Consider the following 19,478-nt stretch of genomic DNA (forward strand, 5'->3'; position numbering starts at 1 on the left):
CCGAGTCCCCCCGGTGCTCGCAGTTCCCCCGGATCGATCCGGGGGAACTGCGAGCACCGGGGGGACTCGGCGTTCGGGGCCGCTCGCTCAGCTGCGGGGCGGCACCGAGCGGGTCGTCACCGAGCGGGGGAGCCACCGGGCGCGCCGTGCGCCGGGGCCGCCGCGCTCGGCGAGACCCGTCCGCAGCGCCGTGACGTCCTCCGGGCCGGCCTCGGGGGTCCATTCCGCGGTGCCCGGCGCGTAGAGGGCCCGCTCCACGTCCCGGCCGAGCCGCCCCAGCGCCGGCGCGGCGGCCGGGACCACGGCGCCGAGCCGGTCCACGTAGGCCCGGGGCGTCTCCGCGGCGGCGCGGCCCAGCCCGTGGTCGACACCCAGGTCCTCGACCTCCGCCCACCCCGCCAGGGCCCGATCGGCCGCCGGCGCCTGCGCGTCGCCCAGCACCCGCATCCGGCGCCGGCGCCGCCGGGACCGGAGGAGCCGGGGGAGGGCGGCCAGCAGGGCGAGCAGCGCGGCGGTCAGGATCCCGGCCAGCCAGGGCAGCCACCCGGCCGGTCCGGCGTCGTCGTCGGCCTCCGGCGCGGCGGGGGCCTCCGGGGTGGGCACGGCGGTCGGCTCGGCGGAGGGGGCGTCCTCGTCGGGGCTGTCCGCCGTGCTCGCCGGGGTGGGGGCGTCGGTCGGGGCGCCGGTGGGCTCCGCGGTGCCCTCGCCCTCCTGCGACTGCCCGTCCCCGTCCTGCGGCCCCTCGGCGGCGTAGCCGGGGAGGTCGCCGGTGCCGGGGGTCGGCTCGAAGCGCACCCACCCGGAGCCCTCGAACCACAGCTCCGGCCACGCGTGCGCGTCGCGGGGCAGGACCGTGAAGGCGCCCGCCTCCGCCGCGTCCCCGAACGGCTCGTCGGCGTCCGCCGGCCCGTCCGGGGCGGCGCCGGTGGCCGGGAGGTAGCCGACCGCCACGCGGGCGGGGATGCCGAGCTCCCGCGCCATGACGGCCATCGCCGGGGCGAAGTGCCCGGCGTAGCCCGTGCGCACGGCCAGGAACTCCTCGAGGGAGGCCATGCCGCCGGCGTCGTAGCCCTGCGCGAGCGGGGCGTCCACGTCGTAGCGGAACTCGTCCGAGCGCAGCCACTCCTGCAGGGCCAGGGCCTGGTCGAAGGCGGTGGGGGCGTCCCCCGCCCGCTCCCGGGCCGCGTCCCGGAGGGCGGCCGGGGTCTCGCCCGGCAGCTCGCGGAACGGGGCGAGCTCCGGGGAGTCCGGCGCGGCGGGGGCCTCGCGCAGCCGCGCGGACGTGGGCTCGGGCACGATCGAGCGGACCTCGTAGGCGGTGCCCTCGGGCGGGACCTGCGCCCCGTGCACGGTGAGGTCGAGCGGGCTCCAGGCCCAGCCGCCGTCCTCGAGCCCCGCCACGTCCACGGGCGCCCACGGCAGCGGCAGCCAGCGCTCGGACCAGTCCCGCAGCTCCACGGAGGTGCTGCGCTCGGGGCCCTCGCCCACCGGGTGCAGCGGGGTGGGCCCGAGGTCGTCGAGCTCGGGGTCCAGCCCGGTGGTGTCCGGGAACCACTCCGCCCCGGAGAAGTCGGCGAGGGTGAGGACCCGGAGCAGCTCGGGCTCGTCCGTGCTCGTCGTGTACTCGAGGCGCGGCAGCTGCTGCGCGGAGCGCAGGTCCTGTCCCACGGCCCGCAGCGGGCCCACCCCGGAGGCGCGCTCGCCGGCGAGACCGCTGCCCTGGGGGAACGCGCCGTTGACGAAGCCGGGCACCAGGCCCGGGACCAGCAGGGTCACCGCGAGCACACCGGCGCCCACCACGAGGGCCCGCGGCCAGCTGCCCGGCGCCGCGGCGGTGCGGGGCTCGCGGACCGCGCCGAAGCGCCGTCCGCCGCCGAGCAGGACCAGGGCCGCGAGCACCGCGGCCGCCGTCCCGGCCGCGCCCACGCTCCCGGGCAGCACCAGGGCGGGCACCACCAGCAGCGCCAGCACGCCGAGCGCGCTGAGCCCCGGCGCCCGCAGCGCCACGAGCACCGTGTCCACGAACAGGGTCACGAGACCCGTGGCGAGGGCGGCGACGAACGCGAGCGCCGCGCCCCCCGGGTACGGGGCCGGCCGCTCCGCGACGATCCCGGCCGCCTCCCGCCACAGCTCCGCGCCGAGGGACAGGCTCCCGGGGGTGGGCACGAGGCCGAGCAGCGCGGGCTCGCGCAGGAACAGCAGCGTGAGCACGAGCGTCAGGGCGCCGGCGCCGAACAGGGGCGCCAGCAGGCCCGGCAGCCGCAGCAGGCGGGACGTCGTGGTCGCCACGACCACGGCGAGGGCCGCGAGCAGCGCGCCGGGGACCCAGCCCGCGCCGTCGAGGACCCCGGTCAGCGCCACGAGGGACAGCCCGACCGCCACGAGGACCGTGCCGGCCAGGCCCAGCACGGCGCGCACCGGGCGGCGGCCCGTCCTGGCGTCCTCCGGCGGTCCGGCGGTCTCCGGCGGGCGGGCGGGCGCAGGGGCGCGGACGGCGGCGCTCACCGGACGGCCCCGGCCGCGCGAGCCCCGGAGCCCAGCTGCGCCCACGCGTCCTCGGGCGCGGCGGACGCCGGCACGACGACGACGGACCAGCCCGCCGTCTCGAGCACCCCCGCCCCGTCCGGGACGTGGTCGGGGGAGGAGGTCACCAGCACCGCGCTGCCGGCGGCCGCCCGCCGCGTGCCGCCCAGGACCCGCTCGGCGGCCGCCGCGGAGAGGTCCCCCGAGACCAGCAGCACGGGGTGGACCAGGCCGTCGCGGTCGAACCGCTCGGCCAGCGCGTCCTCCGCGGTCCCGCCTGTCCCCGTCTCCCGGGGTGCGGGCTCGGGGCGGACGCGCGCGAGCCCGTGCCGGGCGTCCTCGGCGCCGTCGTCGGTGACGGCGGTGGCGCGGGTGCGGGCGGGAGCGTCGTCGTCGTCCTCGCCGCCGCGGGGGAGCGGGCGCCCGAAGGTGTCGAGGGCGTGCAGGGCGGTCTCGCGCTGGGTGAGGTGCTCGAACACGGCGGCGGTGAAGGACACGGCCCACTCGAACTCGGCGGTGCTGGGGAGCACACCGGCCCACAGGCGCTCCCCGGGCCAGGAGGTCTCGTCGCGGTCCAGGACCAGGGTCAGACGGCGGGTGCTGCGGGGGTCCTCCTGGCGGACCATCAGCCGGCCCTGCTTCGCGGAGGCGGCCCAGTGCACCCGGCGCATCGGGTCGCCGTGCCGGTACTCGCGGGTGGTGACGTTGTCCGGGCCCGGCTGCGGCTGCGCCGTCCGGGACGGGTCGGTGCCGGACTCCCGCAGCCGGTCGGCGCTGATCTCCGGCAGCTCCACGGGGTCCGGGGCCACGTGCAGGGACGTGCGCTCGGAGGCGTCCAGCAGCTCGGCGGCGAGGCCGAACGGGTCGGCCACCCGCACGGTGGCCGGCCCCAGCGCGTACACGCCCCGGCGGCGGGGGCGCACGGTGTAGGCGGCGGGCTCCCCGCCGGCCTCCACGACCAGCTCGCGGTCCCCGCCCAGCGGCTCCGGGACCGTCTCGTGCACGGCGACCGCCCCGGTGACCGTCCCGCCGCGCCGGGTCCGGTGCCGCACGCGCAGCCGGACCACCGCGGAGTCCCCGGCCGTCACCAGCGCCGGGTCCACGCCGCGCTTGAGCAGCACCCTGGGCTTCACCACGTACAGGGACATGGCCGCGAACAGGGGGGCGCCGCCGAGGAACAGGGCCAGCGCCAGCACGTCCTTGCGGCCCAGCCAGGTGGCCAGCAGCAGGCACAGGGCGCCGGCCCCCAGGAAGGCCCAGCCGCGCCCCGTGAACCGGGCGCGGGAGTCCACGGGCTGCTCCGCCCGCTCGCCCTCCGCCGTGCGCCCCGGCGCCGGCCGGCGCCTCATCGGGTCCGGGGGGTGTGCTCGGCCGGGACCCGCACCTCGTCCAGCACCGCTCGCACCAGCTCCTCCGCGGAGTCGGTGCCGGCGCGCCGGTCCAGGATCAGGCGGTGGGCGAGCACCGGCACCGCGACCGCCCGCACGTCGTCGGGCAGCACGTACTCGCGCCCGCTCAGGGCGGCCTCCGCGCGGGCCGCGGCCTGCAGCTGGAGCAGGGCCCGCGGGCTGGCGCCCAGCCGGATCTGCGGGTGCGAGCGCGTGGCCTGGCCCAGCGCCACGATGTAGGCGCGCACCGCGTCCGAGACGTGGATGCCGCGCACGTGCGCCACCAGGCGGGCCGCGTCCTCGAGGGAGACCACCGGCTGCAGGCCCTCCAGCGGGGAGCCGCCGCCGTGGTCGGTGAGCATCGTCATCTCCGCCGCGGTGTCCGGGTAGCCCATCGAGATCCGGGCCGTGAACCGGTCCCGCTGCGCCTCCGGCAGCGGGAACGTGCCGTCCATCTCCACGGGGTTCTGCGTGGCCACCACCATGAACGGGGTCGACAGCCGGTAGGTCGTGCCGTCCGCCGTGACCTGGCCCTCCGCCATGCACTCGAGCAGCGCGGACTGCGTCTTGGCCGAGGCCCGGTTGATCTCGTCCCCGATCACCACGTTGGCGAACACCGGGCCGGGCTTGAACTCGAACTCGCGCCGGGCCTGGTCGTAGACCGAGACGCCCGTGATGTCCGTGGGCAGCAGGTCCGGGGTGAACTGCACGCGCGAGACCGTGCCGCCGATCGCGGTGGCCAGCGTGCGCGCCAGCATGGTCTTGCCCACGCCCGGCACGTCCTCGACCAGCAGGTGCCCGCCGGCCAGCAGCACGCTCAGGGCCGTGCGCGCCGCCTCCGGCTTGCCGTCGATCACCGCGTTGATCCGGTCCAGGATCGCCTGCGTGTACTGGGGGAAGGACTCCATGGTCTCCTCGGCTTCCTGCTCGCGTCTGCAGCTCCCAGTATGTCTGCCCGGGCCCAGCTCGTAGATTGGTCGGTGCCCGCGTGTTTCCCGTCGGCTCTCCCGTCCGCTGTCCCGTCCTCTTTCCCGATCCGCTCCCCGAGACCTCCTGAGGTGCCGCCCGTGACCGACCCCAACGCCACCCTCCTCGCCGCCTCCCTGTGGCCCAACCCCGCCGCCCGCCCCGCTCCCGCCCCCGGCGCGGCCCCCGCCGCCTACGAGCCCGAGCACTACGCCGTGCCCGAGGACGTCCCCGCGGGGGAGGGCACCCGGCGCCGTTCCGCCCAGGCCGACGACGGGCGCCGCCGCAACCTCTCCTACCCGCCGGCGCCGGAGCCGCTGCCGCACCCGGTGGCCGACAACCACACCCACCTCGACCTGCAGGACGGCCGGGTCCAGGTCTCGGTCCGGGACGCCGCGGACGCCGCCGCCCTCGCCGGGGTGGGCGGGCTCGTCCAGGTCGGCTGCGACGTCCCCTCCTCCCGCTTCGCCGTGGCCGCCGCCGAGGCCGACCCCCGGGTTCTGGCCGCCGTGGCGCTGCACCCCAACGAGGCGCCGAAGCTCGCGGCCGCCGGGACCCTCGACGAGGCGCTCGCCGCGATCCGTTCCCTGGGGGAGCACGAGCGGGTCCGGGCCTTCGGCGAGACAGGTCTCGACTACTACCGCACCGAGGGGGAGGGGCGGGAGCACCAGAAGCGGTCCTTCCGGGAGCACATCCGCTTCGCCCAGGAGACCGGCAAGGCGCTGCAGATCCACGACCGGGACGCCCACGCCGACGTCGTCGCCGTCCTGCTGGAGGAGGGCGCCCCCGAGCGCACCGTGTTCCACTGCTTCTCCGGGGACGAGGAGCTCGCGCGCACCTGCAACGAGCACGGCTGGTACATGTCCTTCTCCGGGACCGTCACCTTCAAGAACAGCCACGACCTCAAGGCCGCGCTGCGCACCGCCCACCCCGAGCTGGTGCTCACCGAGACCGACGCCCCGTTCCTCACTCCCCACCCGTACCGGGGCCGGCCCAACGCCAGCTACGTGGTCAACTACACGGTGCGCGGCATGGCGGGCATCCTCGAGCAGGAGCTCGAGCCGCTGTGCGAGCGCCTCTGGGCGAACACCTTGGAGGTGTACGGCCCCTTCTGACCCGCGGCGCCCCCCGTTTCCCCTCCCCGCCCCGCCGAGTCCCCACACCTTGGCCCCTTCACGCGGCGAGTCCCCAAAGTGCTCGCATTTCCCCAGAAACTCTCTGGGGAAATGCGAGCACTTTGGGGACTCGGCGGGCCAGTGGCGGGTACGCGGCGGGCCGGGAGGGATGGAGCCTGGGTCAGCGGGGCGTTGCCGTGCGGCGCAGTGCGGCCGAGATCCGGTCGACGGTCGCGGCCGGGGTACGGACGACGTCGTGCCAACCGACCCGGATGACGGTCCACCCGAGCTCTTGGATCTCGACCTCGCGCCGCCGTTCGTTGCGGATCACCGTGGCCGCGGAGTCGCTGTACTTGCTCTCGCCGTCGAACTCGAGCACCAGCCACTGCTCGGGCCACGCGAAGTCGGCCCGGTAGGTCCCCGTCCGGCCCACGATCACCCACTGCAGCTCCGGCGCCGGCAGGACGGACTCCGCCAGCATGAGGCGGGTAAGGGTCTCACCCACGGATTCAGAGCGCGTGTCCATGGCGGCGAGCACGCGCCGAGCTCTGCGCACGCCGCGTCGGCCGGCCCACTCCGGTAGTCGTTGCTCCAACCGGGCCCGCGTGAGACCGAAACAGTGCGCCTGGTCTGCCAGGACCACGGCGTCCGTGAAAGGCAGCAGGCGGGCGCAGTCCAGCAGAGTTCGTTCACCTGTGGTCGCGCGCAGCCCGCCGACAGCGACGATGTCGGACGCCGGCAGGGGCTCCTGGTGCCTCACGATGCCGGCGTATCCGTTGTGGGTTCCCTGCCCCGGCCGGGTGAGCGTGTGCAGACGGGCCGGGACGCGCCGAAGATCCAGGCCGTGCACCAGGGCCGCCGAGGCGAGACAGAAGATCGGCGGCACGGAGGCAGCCCGGCTGAGCGCCCGGTGCCGGAGCAGCGCCTGCTCCTCGGGTCTGAGTCGCAGATAGGCGTCCGACGCCGTGAAGTAGCCAGGGTGGACCCGGTGGAGATCTCCGTCGCGGAGGCGGCGCCGGATCCCTCGGCCGCTGAGGCCGGTGTCGTGCAGCTGGTGGAGGCTCATGGGCTCGGTCATGACTCCGTGATAGGTCCGGAGCCGGCCGGGCGGGCCGGTGCCGCCGCCCCCGGGAACAAGACAACGGACGGACCGCGCAGCAGGGAAATGGGGAGTGCGAATACGGTGCTCGCCGAGCCCCCACTGCGGTCGCATATCCCCAGAGGAATGGTGGGGATATGCGACCGCAGTGGGGGCTCGGCGGCGAGGGGGCCGGAACGTGGGGGCTCGGCGGCGTCAGGGGGTGCCGGGGCCGGGCCGATACGATGGGGCGGTGACAGAATCCACCGCGCCAGAGCCCGCCGCCCGCGCCCTGCTGGGGCCCGCGGAGATCCGGGCGCTCGCCGAGCAGCTCGGGATCCGGCCGACCAAGACGCTGGGGCAGAACTTCGTGATCGACCCCAACACGATCCGGCGGATCATCGCCGCCGCGCGGCTGGGGGAGGACGAGACGGTGCTCGAGGTGGGACCGGGCCTCGGCTCGCTGACCCTGGGGCTGCTGGACGCCGCCGAGCAGGTCGTGGCGGTGGAGATCGACCCGCCGCTGGCGGCGCAGCTGCCGCACACGGTGGAGCGGCTGCGCCCCGAGCTGGCCGGGCGGCTGACCGTGCTCGAGCAGGACGCCATGCGCGTGCAGGAGCTGCCCGCCGAGCCGACCGCCCTGGTGGCGAACCTGCCCTACAACGTGGCCGTCCCGGTGCTGCTGCACCTGCTGGCCCGCTTCCCCTCGATCCGCCGCGGGCTGGTCATGGTGCAGGAGGAGGTCGCGGACCGGCTGGCCGCGGCGCCGGGCTCCAAGGTGTACGGGGTGCCGTCGGTCAAGGCCTCCTGGTACGCCGAGGTCACCAAGGCCGGGACGATCGGGAAGAACGTGTTCTGGCCGGCGCCGAAGATCGCCTCGGGGCTGGTGCGCTTCGTCCGCCGCGAGCAGCCGGTGGCGGACGTGGACCGGGAGCTGGTCTTCGCCGCGGTGGACGCCGCCTTCGCCCAGCGGCGCAAGACCCTGCGGGCCGCCCTCGCCGGCTGGGCGGGCTCCGCCGCGGCGGCCGGCGAGATCCTCGAGGCCGCCGGGATCGACCCCGGGGAGCGCGGGGAGAAGCTGGACGTCCACGAGTTCGCCCGGATCGCGCGGGCCGGCGCCGCCGCGGGCCTGACCGCCGGGGTGCGCGGGGCATGACCGCGGTGCTGCTCACGGAGCGCGCCGGCGCGCCCGGCAAGGTCAACCTCTTCTTCGCCGCGGGCCCGCCGCGACCGGACGGCTACCACGACGTCGCGAGCTTGTACTGCGCGGTGAGCACGGGGGAGACCGTGACGGCCACGCTGACCCGGGGCACCGGCACCACCGTGGGCGTGGCGGCGGTCCCGGGCTCGCTCGTGGCCCAGCAGCTCGACCGCGGGACGTTCTCCCTGGACGCCGTGCCCACCGACGGGTCCAACCTGGCCGTCCGGGCCGCCGAGGCCGTGCTCGCCCGCTTCCCGCCCCTGGCGGGCGGGCTGCACCTGCAGCTCGACAAGGCCGTGCCCGTGGCCGGCGGCATGGGCGGGGGCTCCGCGGACGCCGCGGCGGCCCTGGTCGCCGTGAACCGGCTCGCCGCCCGCGTCTCGGGGGAGCCCGAGCTCGACGACGACGCGCTGCTGGAGCTCGCGGCCGGTCTCGGCGCCGACGTGCCGTTCGCGCTGACGGGCGGGGCCGCGGTCGGCACCGGGACGGGATCCCGGCTGCGCCCGGTGGCGGTCGGGGCGACGCTGCACCTGGTGCTGGTGGCGGCCGAGGCGGGCCTGTCGACGCCCGCCGTCTACGCGGAGCTGGACCGGCTGCGCGCGGATCAGGACGTCCCGGCGCCGCGGCTGCCGGGCGACCTCGAGGCGGTCCTGGGCGCCGGGTCGGCCGGTGAGCTGGCCCCGCTGCTGGCCAACGACCTGCAGGCCGCGGCCCTGTCCCTCGCGCCGCAGCTGGGGCCGGTGCTGGCCGCGGGCGCGGCCGCCGGCGCCCTGGCGAGCTTCGTGTCCGGGTCCGGGCCCACGGTGGCGCACCTGGTGGCGGACGCCGCCGCGGCCGAGGACCTCGCGGACGTGCTCAGGGGCCAGGGAGCGCCCGCTCTCGCGGTGCGGGCTCCCTGACCCCTGGCCTCCGGCCGCCGGCGCCTGGATCTGACCTGACCTCCCGGGTTCAGGCGGCGCCGGCGGACGATCAGCGGTGCTGCGGCGCGGCGTCCCGGGCCGGCGCGGCGTCCGTGCCCGGGCGCACCTGGCGCTGCACCACGAACGCGGGGACCACGGCGGCGCCGCGGCCGCTGAGCCGCTCGAAGCGCTCCTGGAACCGGCGCAGCCGGCCCCGGGGCTCCACGGCCAGAACCACGCCGTCCACCCGGTCGGTCAGGGCGGCGAGCTCGGCGGCACCCGCGCGGGGCGGGACCGTGGCCACGAGCAGCGAGGGCGTGGTGTCGTCCATGCCCAGCCAGTCGGTGTCGCCCAGCGGGCCCACGGCGTCCGTGAGGGTGCGGGTGTCCACGACCTCCACGGTGCCGCCCCACGAGGAGACGACGGCGTCCAGTGCCTGGACGACCACGGTGGCCTGTCCGGGCAGGGCCGAGTGCACGGCGATCCGGGAGCCGGGCCGCGGCACCGCGCGGTCCTCGTCCTGGGAGAGCCGGCGCAGCAGCTCGAGCGCGCCGTCCTCGTCGTCCACGGAGTTCAGCACCACGGCGGGCGAACCGGTCCCGTCGGCGAGCCGGTCGGGCCGGCGCACGCTGCGGTCGGCGCGCTCCCGGAACGCCCCGGCGAGGGCGCCGAGGACCAGGCCGCCGACCACGCCGCCGGCCACGAAGAGCGGGATGCCGGCCGAGGAGGGCTCCTGCGGCGGCGTGGCCTCGCTGATCACGCGGCCCGGCGTCGGGGCGATGAGGGCGAGGGCGGTGCGCTGCTCGCGCAGCTGCCGCAGGCTGGAGGAGTCGTCGTCGCTGCGCTCGAGGCCGGCGATGGACTCGTCGATGCGCTTCAGCGTGTCGTCGGCGGTGGTCTGCACGTCCTCGCCGCGGTCGGCGAGGTAGGCGGTGGCCAGGGCGTTGGCGCGCTCGGCGGCCTGGTTCGGGTCGTCGCCGGTCACCGTCACGCGGAGCACCTGGGTGTCGTCCGGGGCAGTGGTCGAGAGCCGCTCGAGCAGGTCCTCGGCCAGCGCGGGGTCGGCCTCCTCGACGGGGACGTCCTGCAGCAGGGCGGCGGCCCGCAGGGTGATGCGCTGCGAGGCCATCGTGGCCATCTCCGTCTGCATCTCGACCTCCTCGAAGCCGGAGTCGCCGGTGAGCGGGTTCACCGCGCTCGGCGTGACGGTCATCGAGGCGGTCGCCTGGTAGGTCGGCGGCCACAGCAGACCCGCCACGAGGGCGGCGGCCAGCACGACGAGCCAGGTGCTGAGGATCGTGGGCCACCGGTGCAGGACGCGGCGCCACGCGGGCGTCGGGTCCGCCGGCTCCGGCCGGTTCGGCCGGGCCCGGACGGTGTCGTCCCGGGTTCGGCGCCGTTCGGCGCCGATGGTGTTCAGAGTCTCGCTCATGTGGATTTCCCCCTGGTGGATCGCGGGTCGTCTCGGATGGAGCAGCCGCGCCCGGCGTCCGCCCCCCGGCGGATCGCCGACCCCGGCCCCGGGAAGCGCTGCCGGGTCCAGCCCGGTCGGCCACGTCCTGATTCCGATGTCGATCGATTGAAATATTACAGATGCAAACTCATCGGGACCACAGCAGGACCCGGTGATCCCGTGGTCTCTTCGGACCACACGCCTCGGCGTCCGTCCCCCGGACGGCGGCGCGGCCCCGGAGCACGAGGACCGCCCCGGCGCCGGCCACGAGCAGGCCGGTCAGCGCGAGGTGGACGAGCAGGCCGGTGGTGGTGGTGCCGAGCAGGGCGCGGACGGCCAGCCCGCCCCCGCCCGTGAGCACGGCCGCGGCCGCGGCGATGGCGCCGACCACGGACCAGCGCGGGGCGATGCCGAGCAGCCGCACGGACTGGAACAGGGCCAGCCCCGTGTCGGTGAGCACCGACGCCGCCCACGCCGTGGCGGCTCCCACGAGGCCCCACTGCGGGATCAGCCACAGGTTCAGGGCCACGGCCACGGCCAGGGCCGCGGACTTGTTCATCAGCTGCCACCGGCTGCGCCCGGCCATCAGCAGCAGGGACTGCACGCCGCCGGCCGAGACGGCCAGGAGCATGGCGGTGGCGATGACGAGCATCGCGGGGTAGCCGGACTCGAAGCCCTCGCCGAAGAAGGACAGGACCACCGGCCCGAACGGCAGCAGGGTGAGGTAGAAGGGCCAGGCGCCGGCCACGAGCACGGCGGTGGTGCGGGTGAACACGGAGCGGGCGGTGGCGAGGTCGTCGACCGCCAGCGCGGCGCTGATGGACGGGCCGGTGACCATGCGCGCGGTGTGGTCGAGCATGGCGCCCACCCGGATGCACCGGTTGACCACGCCGTAGACGCCCGCCGCGGCGGGGCCCAGGAACGCGGCCACGAGCAGCACGTCGAGCCACTCGAGCAGCGCCTCGACCACCGCGGTCACGCCGCGGGCGGAGGAGAAGGACCAGAACGCCCGCCGCTGCTGGTCCGGCTCCGGCGGGGGAGCGGCCCCGGGTCGGTCGCGCAGGTCCCGGAGACAGCGGCGCAGCAGCAGGAGGGCGAGCACGGCGACCACGGCGACCGGTGCCGTCCACGCCGCCGTGAGGGCGAGCAGCCCGCCGCCGGCGACGACGACGGCGAGGACGCCGAGCACCCGCAGCGAGGGCAGCACCACGTTCTGCAGGAAGGAGAAGGTCGGCACCCGGTGCAGCCCGCGCAGGGCGCCGAAGGCGAGGTTGAGCACGGCGCCCAGCACGAGGAAGGGCGCCGCGAGCAGCACGGCGGGGCCCACGCCGTCGGGCAGGGTCCCGGGCACGGCCGTGAGCACGGCCGCGGTGGCGGCGACGCCCGCGGCGAGCACGAGCACCGGCCGGGCCGCGATCCGCAGCACCCCGGGCACCGCGGCGCCCTGGCCCCGGGCGGTGAGGGCGGGGACCGCCCGCACCAGCCCGGTGTCGGCGCCGAAAGTGGACAGGGTGGTGGCGATCGCCAGCACGGCCACCACCTGGAAGAACTGACCGGCCGCCGCCGCGCCCGAGGCGTTGGAGACCACCAGCGTGGCGGCGAAGGCGAGGCCCGCACCGGTGACCACGAAGGCGAAGGTCAGCGAGCCCGAGCGCGCCAGCGGCTGCGCGCTCACAGCCCCTCCCCGTAGCGCCGGGAGCGCAGCAGCACGGCCAGGCTCAGGCTGATCAGGATGAACTGCACCGCGTCGAGGCCGTAGTAGGTGAAGAACAGGCACGCGGCCACGGGCGCGGAGTGCACGAGCAGCCCGGTGGTGGTGCGGACCTTGAGCGTCAGCAGCGTGGTCCCGTGCAGGTAGGCCACGAACAGGCCCAGCCCCACGAGCCCGTAGCAGAACATGAGGGTCCAGACGTAGCCCTGGGTGCCCATCTCGATGCCGACGGTCTCGTCGTACAGCGGCGCCCCGTAGCCGAGCAGCGGGGAGTCCAGGGTGGCCAGGAACGTGTCCCGGTACAGGTCGGAGCGGGTGCCCGTGCTGTCGCTGTACTCCTGGCGGCCCAGGATCCGTTCCACGGCGCCGCTGGCCACGAGCCACCCGCCGACGGCGGCCGTGCCGGCGACCCCGGCCAGGGCCACCCCGATCCGGCCCCGCAGGACCATCCGGACCATGACGTAGCCCAGCGCCACCGCGATGCCGAGGAACATGCCCCGGTTGGTGGTCGCCACGGCCGGGGCGAGCGAGGCCACCAGCCCGGCCACGATCAGCAGGTGCCGGGCGCGGAAGCGGACGGTGGTGAGGTAGGCGAGGACCAGGGGCGTGAGGAGCACGAACCCGGAGCCCCACCCGTTGGTGTACGGGAACGGTGCGGCCGGCCGGTTGTACGGCTCGGGCGCGCCCCAGGGGAGCTGGACCTCCGCCAGGGGCGGGAAGAAGAAGTTCTGCACCAGCGCGTTGGAGGTGATGCCCTCCGGCAGCAGCAGGCCGATCGGGGTGGTCAGCCGCGCCTCGGGGATCACGAACGTCAGCAGGCCCAGTCCCACGAGCGTGGCCCACGCGACCACGGCGGCCCGCAGGAACCGCCGGTGGTCCAGGGTCTCCCGGGCGTTCCAGTAGTAGACGAAGTAGATCAGCGCGGCGCAGATGTTGACCCAGCGCAGCGCGAAGCCCATCCAGGAGCCGAACCCCTCGATCTGCACCGAGCTCGCCGCCATCCACAGCAGGAACACCACCAGCAGCCAGGCCGGCCACGGGACCGTCACCGAGCGGTGGAGCACGAGCAGGAAGAGCATGACCACGGCGAGCAGCGCCGGGGCGAACTGCAGGGCGCCGGAGGCCCAGATCAGCGGCAGCCCCCAGAACAGGACCAGCAGGGGCCAGGCGGGCAGGACGCCGGTGGCGCGGCGGACCGGGGCCGGCCGCACCACCGAGGGGCTCAGGAGCGCCACGGCCGCCTCACACCCCTCTGCCGAAGAAGGACACGGCGTTCTGCAGCCGCTCGGCGCTGACCGCGCCGGTCGCCACGGCCAGGGCGCCCCAGGCCCGCAGCTGGCCGCGGTCCCGGCGCAGCGCCGCCCGCGCCCACCGGACCGCCTCCCGGCGGTCGCCGCGGGCGGCGTGGGCGAACGCGACCTGGCCGGCCATCAGGGCCGTGCCCTGGTCGGAGGTCTCGAACTCGGGGAACTTGCGCAGCATGTAGGTCAGGGCGTCCGCCATGTCCCCCCACTGCTGGCGGAAGAAGGAGGGCCGGTCCCAGCGCACGGTCAGCACGGTCTCGGGCACGGAGTGCACCGGGGCGTGCCGGGCCAGGCGCAGCAGCAGGTCGTAGTCCTCGCCGTAGGAGGACGGCAGGTCCTCGTCGACGAGGCCCACGGGCCCGTACAGGTCGGCGCGGCGGCAGATCAGCGCCGAGGGGTGGATCTCCATCATCCGGTCGGCCAGCAGCTCCGGGAAGGTGGCCACGGCCTGCGGGACGCGCCGGATGGTGCGCTCGTGGGAGACGATGTCGATCGCGCCGGCGATCGCGGAGGCCTCCGGGTGCCGGTGCCAGTGCGCCACCTGCCGGGTGAGCTTGCGCGGGGCCCACACGTCGTCGTCGTCGCAGAAGGCGATGATCTCCCCGGTGGCCGCGTGGATGCCCGTGTTGCGGGCGCCCACCAGGCCCGGGGACCGGGTGTTGGGCACGGTGCGCAGCTCCACGCCGGCCGGGACCTCCACGTCCGTGAGCGGGTCGACCTCGATCCGGTCGAAGACGACGACGACCTGGAGCGGGCCGGCGTAGTCCTGCTCGACGATCGCGCGGACCGCCTCGCGGAGCATCTCGGGCCGCCCGGCGGTGGCGATCAGGACGGACACGGACGGGTGGGCGGTGCGGAAGCCTGCGGCGGTGGCGGCGGCCGGGGCCGGGGCGAGGACGTCAGCGGACATGGCGGGTGCTCCTGTCGGTCGGGAGGGCGCCGACGGCGTCGGCGTCCGGGTCGGTGGCGGCGGGCCGTGCGGTCAGCCCCAGGTACTTGCGCCGCATGGAGACCGCGCTGATCGCCGCGAGGGCGGCCAGCAGGATCGCGTAGGCGGGCAGGAAGAGCGCGGGGAGCCCCCAGAGGAGGAAGATCCAGCAGGTGACCCCCGCGTCGGTGGGCAGGTTGAGGAAGGAGCGCAGCGTCCCGCCCGCGAGCGGCCCGGCGATCCCGCCCTTGCGCCGCAGCTGCTCGGCGAGGATCTGGCTCATGAACTGGCCGACCTCCACGAGCACGAACAGCGCGGCGAGCACCGCGAGGGCCGCGGCCGGGAACGCCTCGGGCCGCGGGTGCAGCAGGGCGGCGGCCGCCACGGCCAGGTGCAGTGCCGGGGTCCGGATCGAGTCGACCACGTGGTCGAGCCACTCCCCGGCCGGCGAGCCGGTGCCGGTGAGCCGGGCCACCTGCCCGTCGGCGGAGTCCAGGACGTAGCCGGCGGCGAGGAGCAGGGCGACGACGACGCCCGTGGCCGGGGTGGGCGGGGCCGCCACGAGCACGACCAGCCCCGCCGCGGAGAGGACCGCGCTGAGGGCGGTCACCCCGTTGGGGGTCAGCCCCGCCGCGGCGGCCCGCGCGGCGGCGTAGCGGGCCAGCGGGCGGTTCACCCACCGGGTGTACGCCGGGACCCCCTGGCCGGGCTTCTGCGCCGCGCGCAGCCCGGCCAGGGCCTCCTCGTAGCTCGGACGGCGCCGCGGGGCGGCGGTGTCGGTGGTGCTCATCAGGCGTTCGCCTCCGTGCTGGGCACGAGCTCGAGGTCGAAGGTCGTGTCGGTGGTGTTCGTCCAGTTGGAGTGCACCTCGGCGGCGATCACGTTCCTGCCGTTGCGCAGCGCCGACGCGGGGATCTCGACCACGACCGGGGCGGCCATCGCGGTGGCCGTCCGGCGCGGCGCCAGCGCGTAGGTCCCGGGGCCCAGGTCGCCGTCCGGCAGGTTGTCCCGGACGACCTCCTTGCCGTTGACGTAGACCGCCACGGCGTCGTCCGCGCGGGTGGTGAGCGTGAGCTTCCCGTACTTGGAGACGTCGGCCACGTCGAGGGACCGGCGGTAGTACGTGGTCAGCGGGCGGGTGCCGTCGGCCACGAGCGTGGTCCTCACCGAGGAGTCGCCCCAGCCGAGCACGGCCGAGCCCTGCTTCCACGCGGCGTCGTCGAACGCCGTGCCGGCCCAGTCGTCGGCCGGCGGGTTCGCCCGGTCGTGGTGGTACCGCCAGGTGGCGCCCTCGGCGACGAGCGCGTCCGGCTCCTCGGCCGGGGGCTCCTCCGCGGGCGGTGCCGGCTGCGTGCCGGGGGTGACGACCGCGGAGAGCTCGAAGGTCGCGTCGGTGGTGTTCGTCCAGTTGGAGTGCACCTCGGCGGCGATCACGTTCTTGCCGGTCCTCAGCGCCGATCCGGGCACCTCGACCACGACCGGGTCGGCCACCGCGGTGGCGGTCCGGCGCGGGGCCGTGGCGTAGGTGCCGGGGCCGAGGTCGCCGTCGGGCAGGTTGTCCCGGGCGACCTCTTTGCCGTTGACGTAGACGGCCACGGCGTCGTCGGCGCGGGTGGTGAGGGTCAGCTTCGCCACCTCGGAGGCGTCCGCCACGTCCACCTCCTTGCGGTAGTAGGTGGTGAGCGGGCGGGTGCCGTCGGCCACGAGCGTGGTCTTGACCGAGGAGTCGCCCCAGCCGAGCACGGCCGAGCCCTGCTTCCACGCGGCGTCGTCGAAGCCGGTGCCGGCCCAGTCATCGGCCGGCGGGTTGGCGCGGTCGTGGTGGTACTTCCACGTGGCGCCCTCGGCGACCAGCGTGTTCGGTCCGGCCGGCTCGTCGGCCGGGGGCTCCTGCGCGGGCGGCTCCTCGGCTGGCGGCTCCTCCTCCGCGGGGGGCGCAGGCTGCGTGCCGGCGGTGACCACCGCGGAGAGGTCGAAGGTGGCGTCGGTGGTGTTCGTCCAGCTGGAGTGCATCTGGGCGGAGATCACGTTCTTGCCCGTCTTCAGCGCCGATCCGGGCACGTCGACCACGACCGGCTCGGCCACGGCGGTGGCGGTCCGGCGCGCGGACAGTGCCCACGGCTTGTCCTCGAGCGAGCCCTCGGCGACGTTGGAGCGGACCACTTCCTCGCCGTTGACGAAGACGGCCACACCGTCGTCGGCGCGGGTGGTGAGGGTCAGCTTGGCTACCTTGGTGGCGTCGGCCACGTCCACGGTCTTGCGGAACTGGGTGACGATCGGGCGGGTGCCGTCGGCCACGAGCGTGGTCTTCACCGAGGCGTCGTTCCAGCCGAGCACGGCCGAGCCCTGCTTCCAGGAGGAGTCGTCGTAGTCGGCGGCCGTCCAGTTCGCCCCGGGCGAGACGTCGCGGTTGTGGTGGTACTTCCACGTGGCGCCCTCTGCGATCAGGGTGCTCGTGCCGGGCGCGGGCTCGGGCTGCGGCTCCGGGGCAGGCCGCGAGCCGGCCACCACCACCGGGGTGGAGGCGGAGACGTTGCCCGCGGCGTCCGCCGCGCGCACCGCGTACCGGGCGGCGTCCACGTGCGGGACCTTCAGGCTGGTGCCCGTGGCGGTGCCGATGGGCCGGTCGTTGCGCAGCACCTGGTAGGTCACGCCGGACTCGGGGGCCGCCGTCCAGGAGAGGGCGGCGGAGTCGCCGTCCCGGGCGACCTTCAGGCCCGTGGGCGCGGCCGGGGCCTTGGCGTCCCGCGGGGCGAAGCGGAGGAAGCCGCCCGACCACTGCGCGGAGCCGGAGGTGGAGACGCTGCGGTTGATGTCGCCGCCGGTCCACAGGACCCCGTTGCTGTCCACGAGGGTGGCCCACACGCCCCAGCCGCCGAAGCCCTTGATGTCCGGGTTGAAGCCGGGCAGGTACTTGCCGCCGGCGGCGTCCCACGCCCCGATGGCGTTGATCCGGTCGGCGACCGTCACGGGGCGGGTGTTGCCCCCGGCCTTGATCCACTTGGTGGCGCCGGCGTTGAACCAGTGGAAGCAGTGGCAGGCGCCGTAGACGGTGTCGTCGGTGGAGGTGATCGCCTGCATGTCCCCGCCCAGGGAGGTGATGCCCCAGGAGGTGCGCTGGAAGGTGGAGCGGTCGTAGCCGAACATCGAGTGCTCGGCGCCGCCGGCCCACACGGTGTTCCCCTGCTCGCGCACGGCGAGCTGGAAGGCGGTCTGACCGGGGTTGGCGTAGTTCACGGGCACGGACGGCTCCCAGGTCCAGGTGTCCAGCGGGGCGCCGGCGGTGGTGCGCACCGCGGCCAGGCGGAAGGCCGAGGCGCCACGGGACTGGTTGAAGTACCCCGCCGCGTAGAGCCGGTCGCCCTTCGCGGAGGCGTCGACGCTCGTCACGGTGCCGTTGAACTCCGGGTTCCAGGTCGCGTCCGGGGTGCGCGTGGAGATCTTCACGCGGGCGCCGGACCGGGCGTAGACCTTGCCGGTGGCCTGCCCGCCGCTCAGGTGGGTGAAGGCGCCGCCCAGGTACAGGTGGTCGCCCTGCACATCGAGCGTCCGGACCTGCAGCACGCCACCGGTCAGCAGGTTCTCCACCTTGAGGTTCCAGGCGGTGTCGACCTTGCCGGTCGTGACGTCGAGCACCACGAAGCCGGGGGCGCTCACGCCGTTGACGGTGCTGAAGCGCCCGCCCACGGCCAGCCGGTTGTTGGGCAGCTCGGCGAGGGCCTTCACCTGGCCGTTGAAGACCGGGCGGAAGTCGGTGCGCAGCTCCCCGGTGTTGACGTCGAAGGCCGCCAGGTAGGACTGGGCCACGCGCCCGGTGCCGGCCGCGTTGCGCTGCATCGCCTTGAAGTTGCCGCCGGCGTAGACCGTGCTCCCGATCTGCTCGAAGGCCTGCACCTCCGTGTTCATCTCCTCTCCCTGCCCGTCGGCGCGCTCCACGGCGCCCCACTTGGTGGGCTCGGCGCCGTTGTTGGGCAGGGCCCGCTGGGCGATCGCGGCGGTGCCGGAGTCGGGGATCGCCTTGCCGCTGAAGGCCTGCTGGGTGAGCTTGGGCCGCAGGTACATCTGGGTGAAGGGGATGGCGCCCTTCCCGCCGGCGGCGGGCGTCCACAGGTGGGTGGTGCTGGTGTTGCTGCCGGTCACGTCGTCGCCGTAGCGGAAGCCGCGCTGCCAGCTGGTCTCGGTGACGTCCTGGAAGCGCACGCGGGCGGTGCCGGTGTTGGTGCCGAAGTCGTTGGTGGTGCCGGTGGTCCCGGAGGCCACGCCGGTGCCGTAGACCAGGGAGAAGGAGGTCACCGGGGTGCGGGAGCCGAACGTCCAGTTCCAGTACGGCTTGGCGGAGATCTTCATCCGCCCCTCCTGCCACGTGGTGCCCGAGGCGTCACGGGCCCGGCGGATCCGGATGCCGTCCTCGAGGGAGTCGGGCCGCTGCCCGTTCAGCAGCTCGTCGACCGTCTTCGAGGGCAGCTGCTTGGGCGCGAACGCCGCGGTGCCCGTGACCGTGGAGGAGACGTCCTTGGGCGTGCCCACGCCCTGGTAGTACTCCTTCCAGTCGTTGCGGCCGCGGCCCACGAGGACCCAGCCGCCGCCGTCGGTCACCTGGTCGCAGTAGAACTGCTCGGGCGCGGTCATGGCCGGCGTCACCAGCCAGTAGACGCCGGAGGCGGACTTCGGGTCCTTCTGCTTGATCTCCCAGCAGGACGCCGCGGCCGAGGCCGCGGTCTTTCCGTCCACCGGCGGCGCCTCGGCGGCGCCCACGGGGACGGAGGTCAGCAGCGTCGCGGCGACGGCCAGCACGGTGCCGATGCCCAAGGACGCCTTGGTGCGGGCCGTGCGCGCACGGCGCCGGCTCCTGTCCGCCCGGGGCGGGGTGTTCGTGTTTCCCATGGTGTGGTTCCTCAGCAGGTTCGTGCGG

13 protein-coding genes are annotated in these 19,478 nt (G+C 75.6%); 3 read left to right on the forward strand and 10 right to left on the reverse strand.

The features are described 5' to 3' along the window. Positions 1-87: 87 nt before the first annotated feature. From RF640_RS04730 to RF640_RS04740, 3 genes are read right to left on the reverse strand one after another with little or no spacing between them, the layout of a single operon-like run. Positions 88-2,505: a transglutaminaseTgpA domain-containing protein gene (locus RF640_RS04730; RefSeq protein WP_368826799.1), complete on the reverse strand. Its 2,418-nt coding sequence runs from the start codon at positions 2,503-2,505 to the stop codon at positions 88-90. Further along, entirely contained in the window at positions 2,502-3,872 is a 1,371-nt protein-coding gene (locus RF640_RS04735) for a DUF58 domain-containing protein (RefSeq protein WP_290467502.1), read from the reverse strand. The genes RF640_RS04730 and RF640_RS04735 overlap by 4 nt, the downstream gene beginning before the upstream one ends. Next, a complete protein-coding gene (locus RF640_RS04740) occupies positions 3,869-4,819 on the reverse strand; it encodes a MoxR family ATPase (protein WP_017832385.1) in 951 nt (316 codons plus the stop codon). Before RF640_RS04740 ends, RF640_RS04735 begins: the two co-directional genes overlap by 4 nt. A gap of 159 nt (positions 4,820-4,978) precedes the next feature. Between RF640_RS04740 and RF640_RS04745 the strand changes: the two genes are divergently transcribed. Beyond that, complete coding sequence (locus RF640_RS04745) at positions 4,979-5,992, forward strand: TatD family hydrolase (RefSeq protein WP_368826802.1); 1,014 nt, start codon at positions 4,979-4,981, stop codon at positions 5,990-5,992. A 181-nt stretch (positions 5,993-6,173) separates the two neighbouring features. Here RF640_RS04745 and RF640_RS04750 read toward each other — a convergent pair whose 3' ends face one another. After that, the gene (locus tag RF640_RS04750) at positions 6,174-7,070 is read right to left on the reverse strand and encodes a DUF559 domain-containing protein (protein ID WP_368826804.1); all 897 of its coding nucleotides are present in this window, start codon (positions 7,068-7,070) and stop codon (positions 6,174-6,176) included. Between the two features lie 253 nt (positions 7,071-7,323). Here RF640_RS04750 and rsmA point away from each other — a divergent pair, with 253 nt between their 5' ends. Both rsmA and RF640_RS04760 read left to right on the forward strand, forming a co-directional pair. Next, complete coding sequence (rsmA, locus tag RF640_RS04755; protein WP_368826806.1) at positions 7,324-8,226, forward strand: 16S rRNA (adenine(1518)-N(6)/adenine(1519)-N(6))-dimethyltransferase RsmA; 903 nt, start codon at positions 7,324-7,326, stop codon at positions 8,224-8,226. After that, a complete protein-coding gene (locus tag RF640_RS04760) occupies positions 8,223-9,170 on the forward strand; it encodes a 4-(cytidine 5'-diphospho)-2-C-methyl-D-erythritol kinase (protein ID WP_368826808.1) in 948 nt (315 codons plus the stop codon). Before rsmA ends, RF640_RS04760 begins: the two co-directional genes overlap by 4 nt. Positions 9,171-9,240: 70 nt before the next feature. Here RF640_RS04760 and RF640_RS04765 read toward each other — a convergent pair whose 3' ends face one another. From RF640_RS04765 to RF640_RS04790, 6 genes are all read right to left on the reverse strand, one after another. Next, positions 9,241-10,602, reverse strand: a complete 1,362-nt coding sequence (locus RF640_RS04765) for a hypothetical protein (protein ID WP_035926665.1) — start codon at positions 10,600-10,602, stop codon at positions 9,241-9,243. A 169-nt stretch (positions 10,603-10,771) separates the two neighbouring features. Further along, the gene (locus RF640_RS04770) at positions 10,772-12,298 is read right to left on the reverse strand and encodes a lipopolysaccharide biosynthesis protein (protein ID WP_368826809.1); all 1,527 of its coding nucleotides are present in this window, start codon (positions 12,296-12,298) and stop codon (positions 10,772-10,774) included. Beyond that, positions 12,295-13,569 (reverse strand): O-antigen ligase family protein, encoded by a 1,275-nt coding sequence (locus RF640_RS04775; RefSeq protein WP_368826810.1) that lies wholly within the window; start codon positions 13,567-13,569, stop codon positions 12,295-12,297. The genes RF640_RS04770 and RF640_RS04775 overlap by 4 nt, the downstream gene beginning before the upstream one ends. 7 nt (positions 13,570-13,576) lie before the next feature. After that, on the reverse strand, positions 13,577-14,548 hold the full coding sequence (locus RF640_RS04780) for a glycosyltransferase family 2 protein (RefSeq protein ID WP_133411486.1): 972 nt from the start codon (positions 14,546-14,548) through the stop codon (positions 13,577-13,579). After that, positions 14,538-15,356 (reverse strand): CDP-alcohol phosphatidyltransferase family protein, encoded by an 819-nt coding sequence (locus tag RF640_RS04785; protein ID WP_368826812.1) that lies wholly within the window; start codon positions 15,354-15,356, stop codon positions 14,538-14,540. Before RF640_RS04785 ends, RF640_RS04780 begins: the two co-directional genes overlap by 11 nt. Next, entirely contained in the window at positions 15,356-19,450 is a 4,095-nt protein-coding gene (locus tag RF640_RS04790) for a fibrinogen-like YCDxxxxGGGW domain-containing protein (protein ID WP_368826814.1), read from the reverse strand. Before RF640_RS04790 ends, RF640_RS04785 begins: the two co-directional genes overlap by 1 nt. Positions 19,451-19,478: the final 28 nt, after the last annotated feature.

This window comes from Kocuria sp. CPCC 205231, assembly GCF_040980965.1.
GTDB lineage: Bacteria > Actinomycetota > Actinomycetes > Actinomycetales > Micrococcaceae > Kocuria > Kocuria rosea.

Bases quoted from the DNA above. Each gene is read 5' to 3' on its own strand.
- RF640_RS04740 (WP_017832385.1), bottom strand. From the start codon at position 4,819: ATGGAGTCCTTCCCCCAGTACACGCAGGCGATCCTGGACCGGATCAAC.
- RF640_RS04765 (WP_035926665.1), bottom strand. From the start codon at position 10,602: ATGAGCGAGACTCTGAACACCATCGGCGCCGAACGGCGCCGAACCCGG.
- RF640_RS04790 (WP_368826814.1), bottom strand. From the start codon at position 19,450: ATGGGAAACACGAACACCCCGCCCCGGGCGGACAGGAGCCGGCGCCGT.
- RF640_RS04780 (WP_133411486.1), bottom strand. From the start codon at position 14,548: ATGTCCGCTGACGTCCTCGCCCCGGCCCCGGCCGCCGCCACCGCCGCA.
- RF640_RS04750 (WP_368826804.1), bottom strand. From the start codon at position 7,070: ATGACCGAGCCCATGAGCCTCCACCAGCTGCACGACACCGGCCTCAGC.
- RF640_RS04735 (WP_290467502.1), bottom strand. From the start codon at position 3,872: ATGAGGCGCCGGCCGGCGCCGGGGCGCACGGCGGAGGGCGAGCGGGCG.
- RF640_RS04760 (WP_368826808.1), top strand. From the start codon at position 8,223: ATGACCGCGGTGCTGCTCACGGAGCGCGCCGGCGCGCCCGGCAAGGTC.
- RF640_RS04785 (WP_368826812.1), bottom strand. From the start codon at position 15,356: ATGAGCACCACCGACACCGCCGCCCCGCGGCGCCGTCCGAGCTACGAG.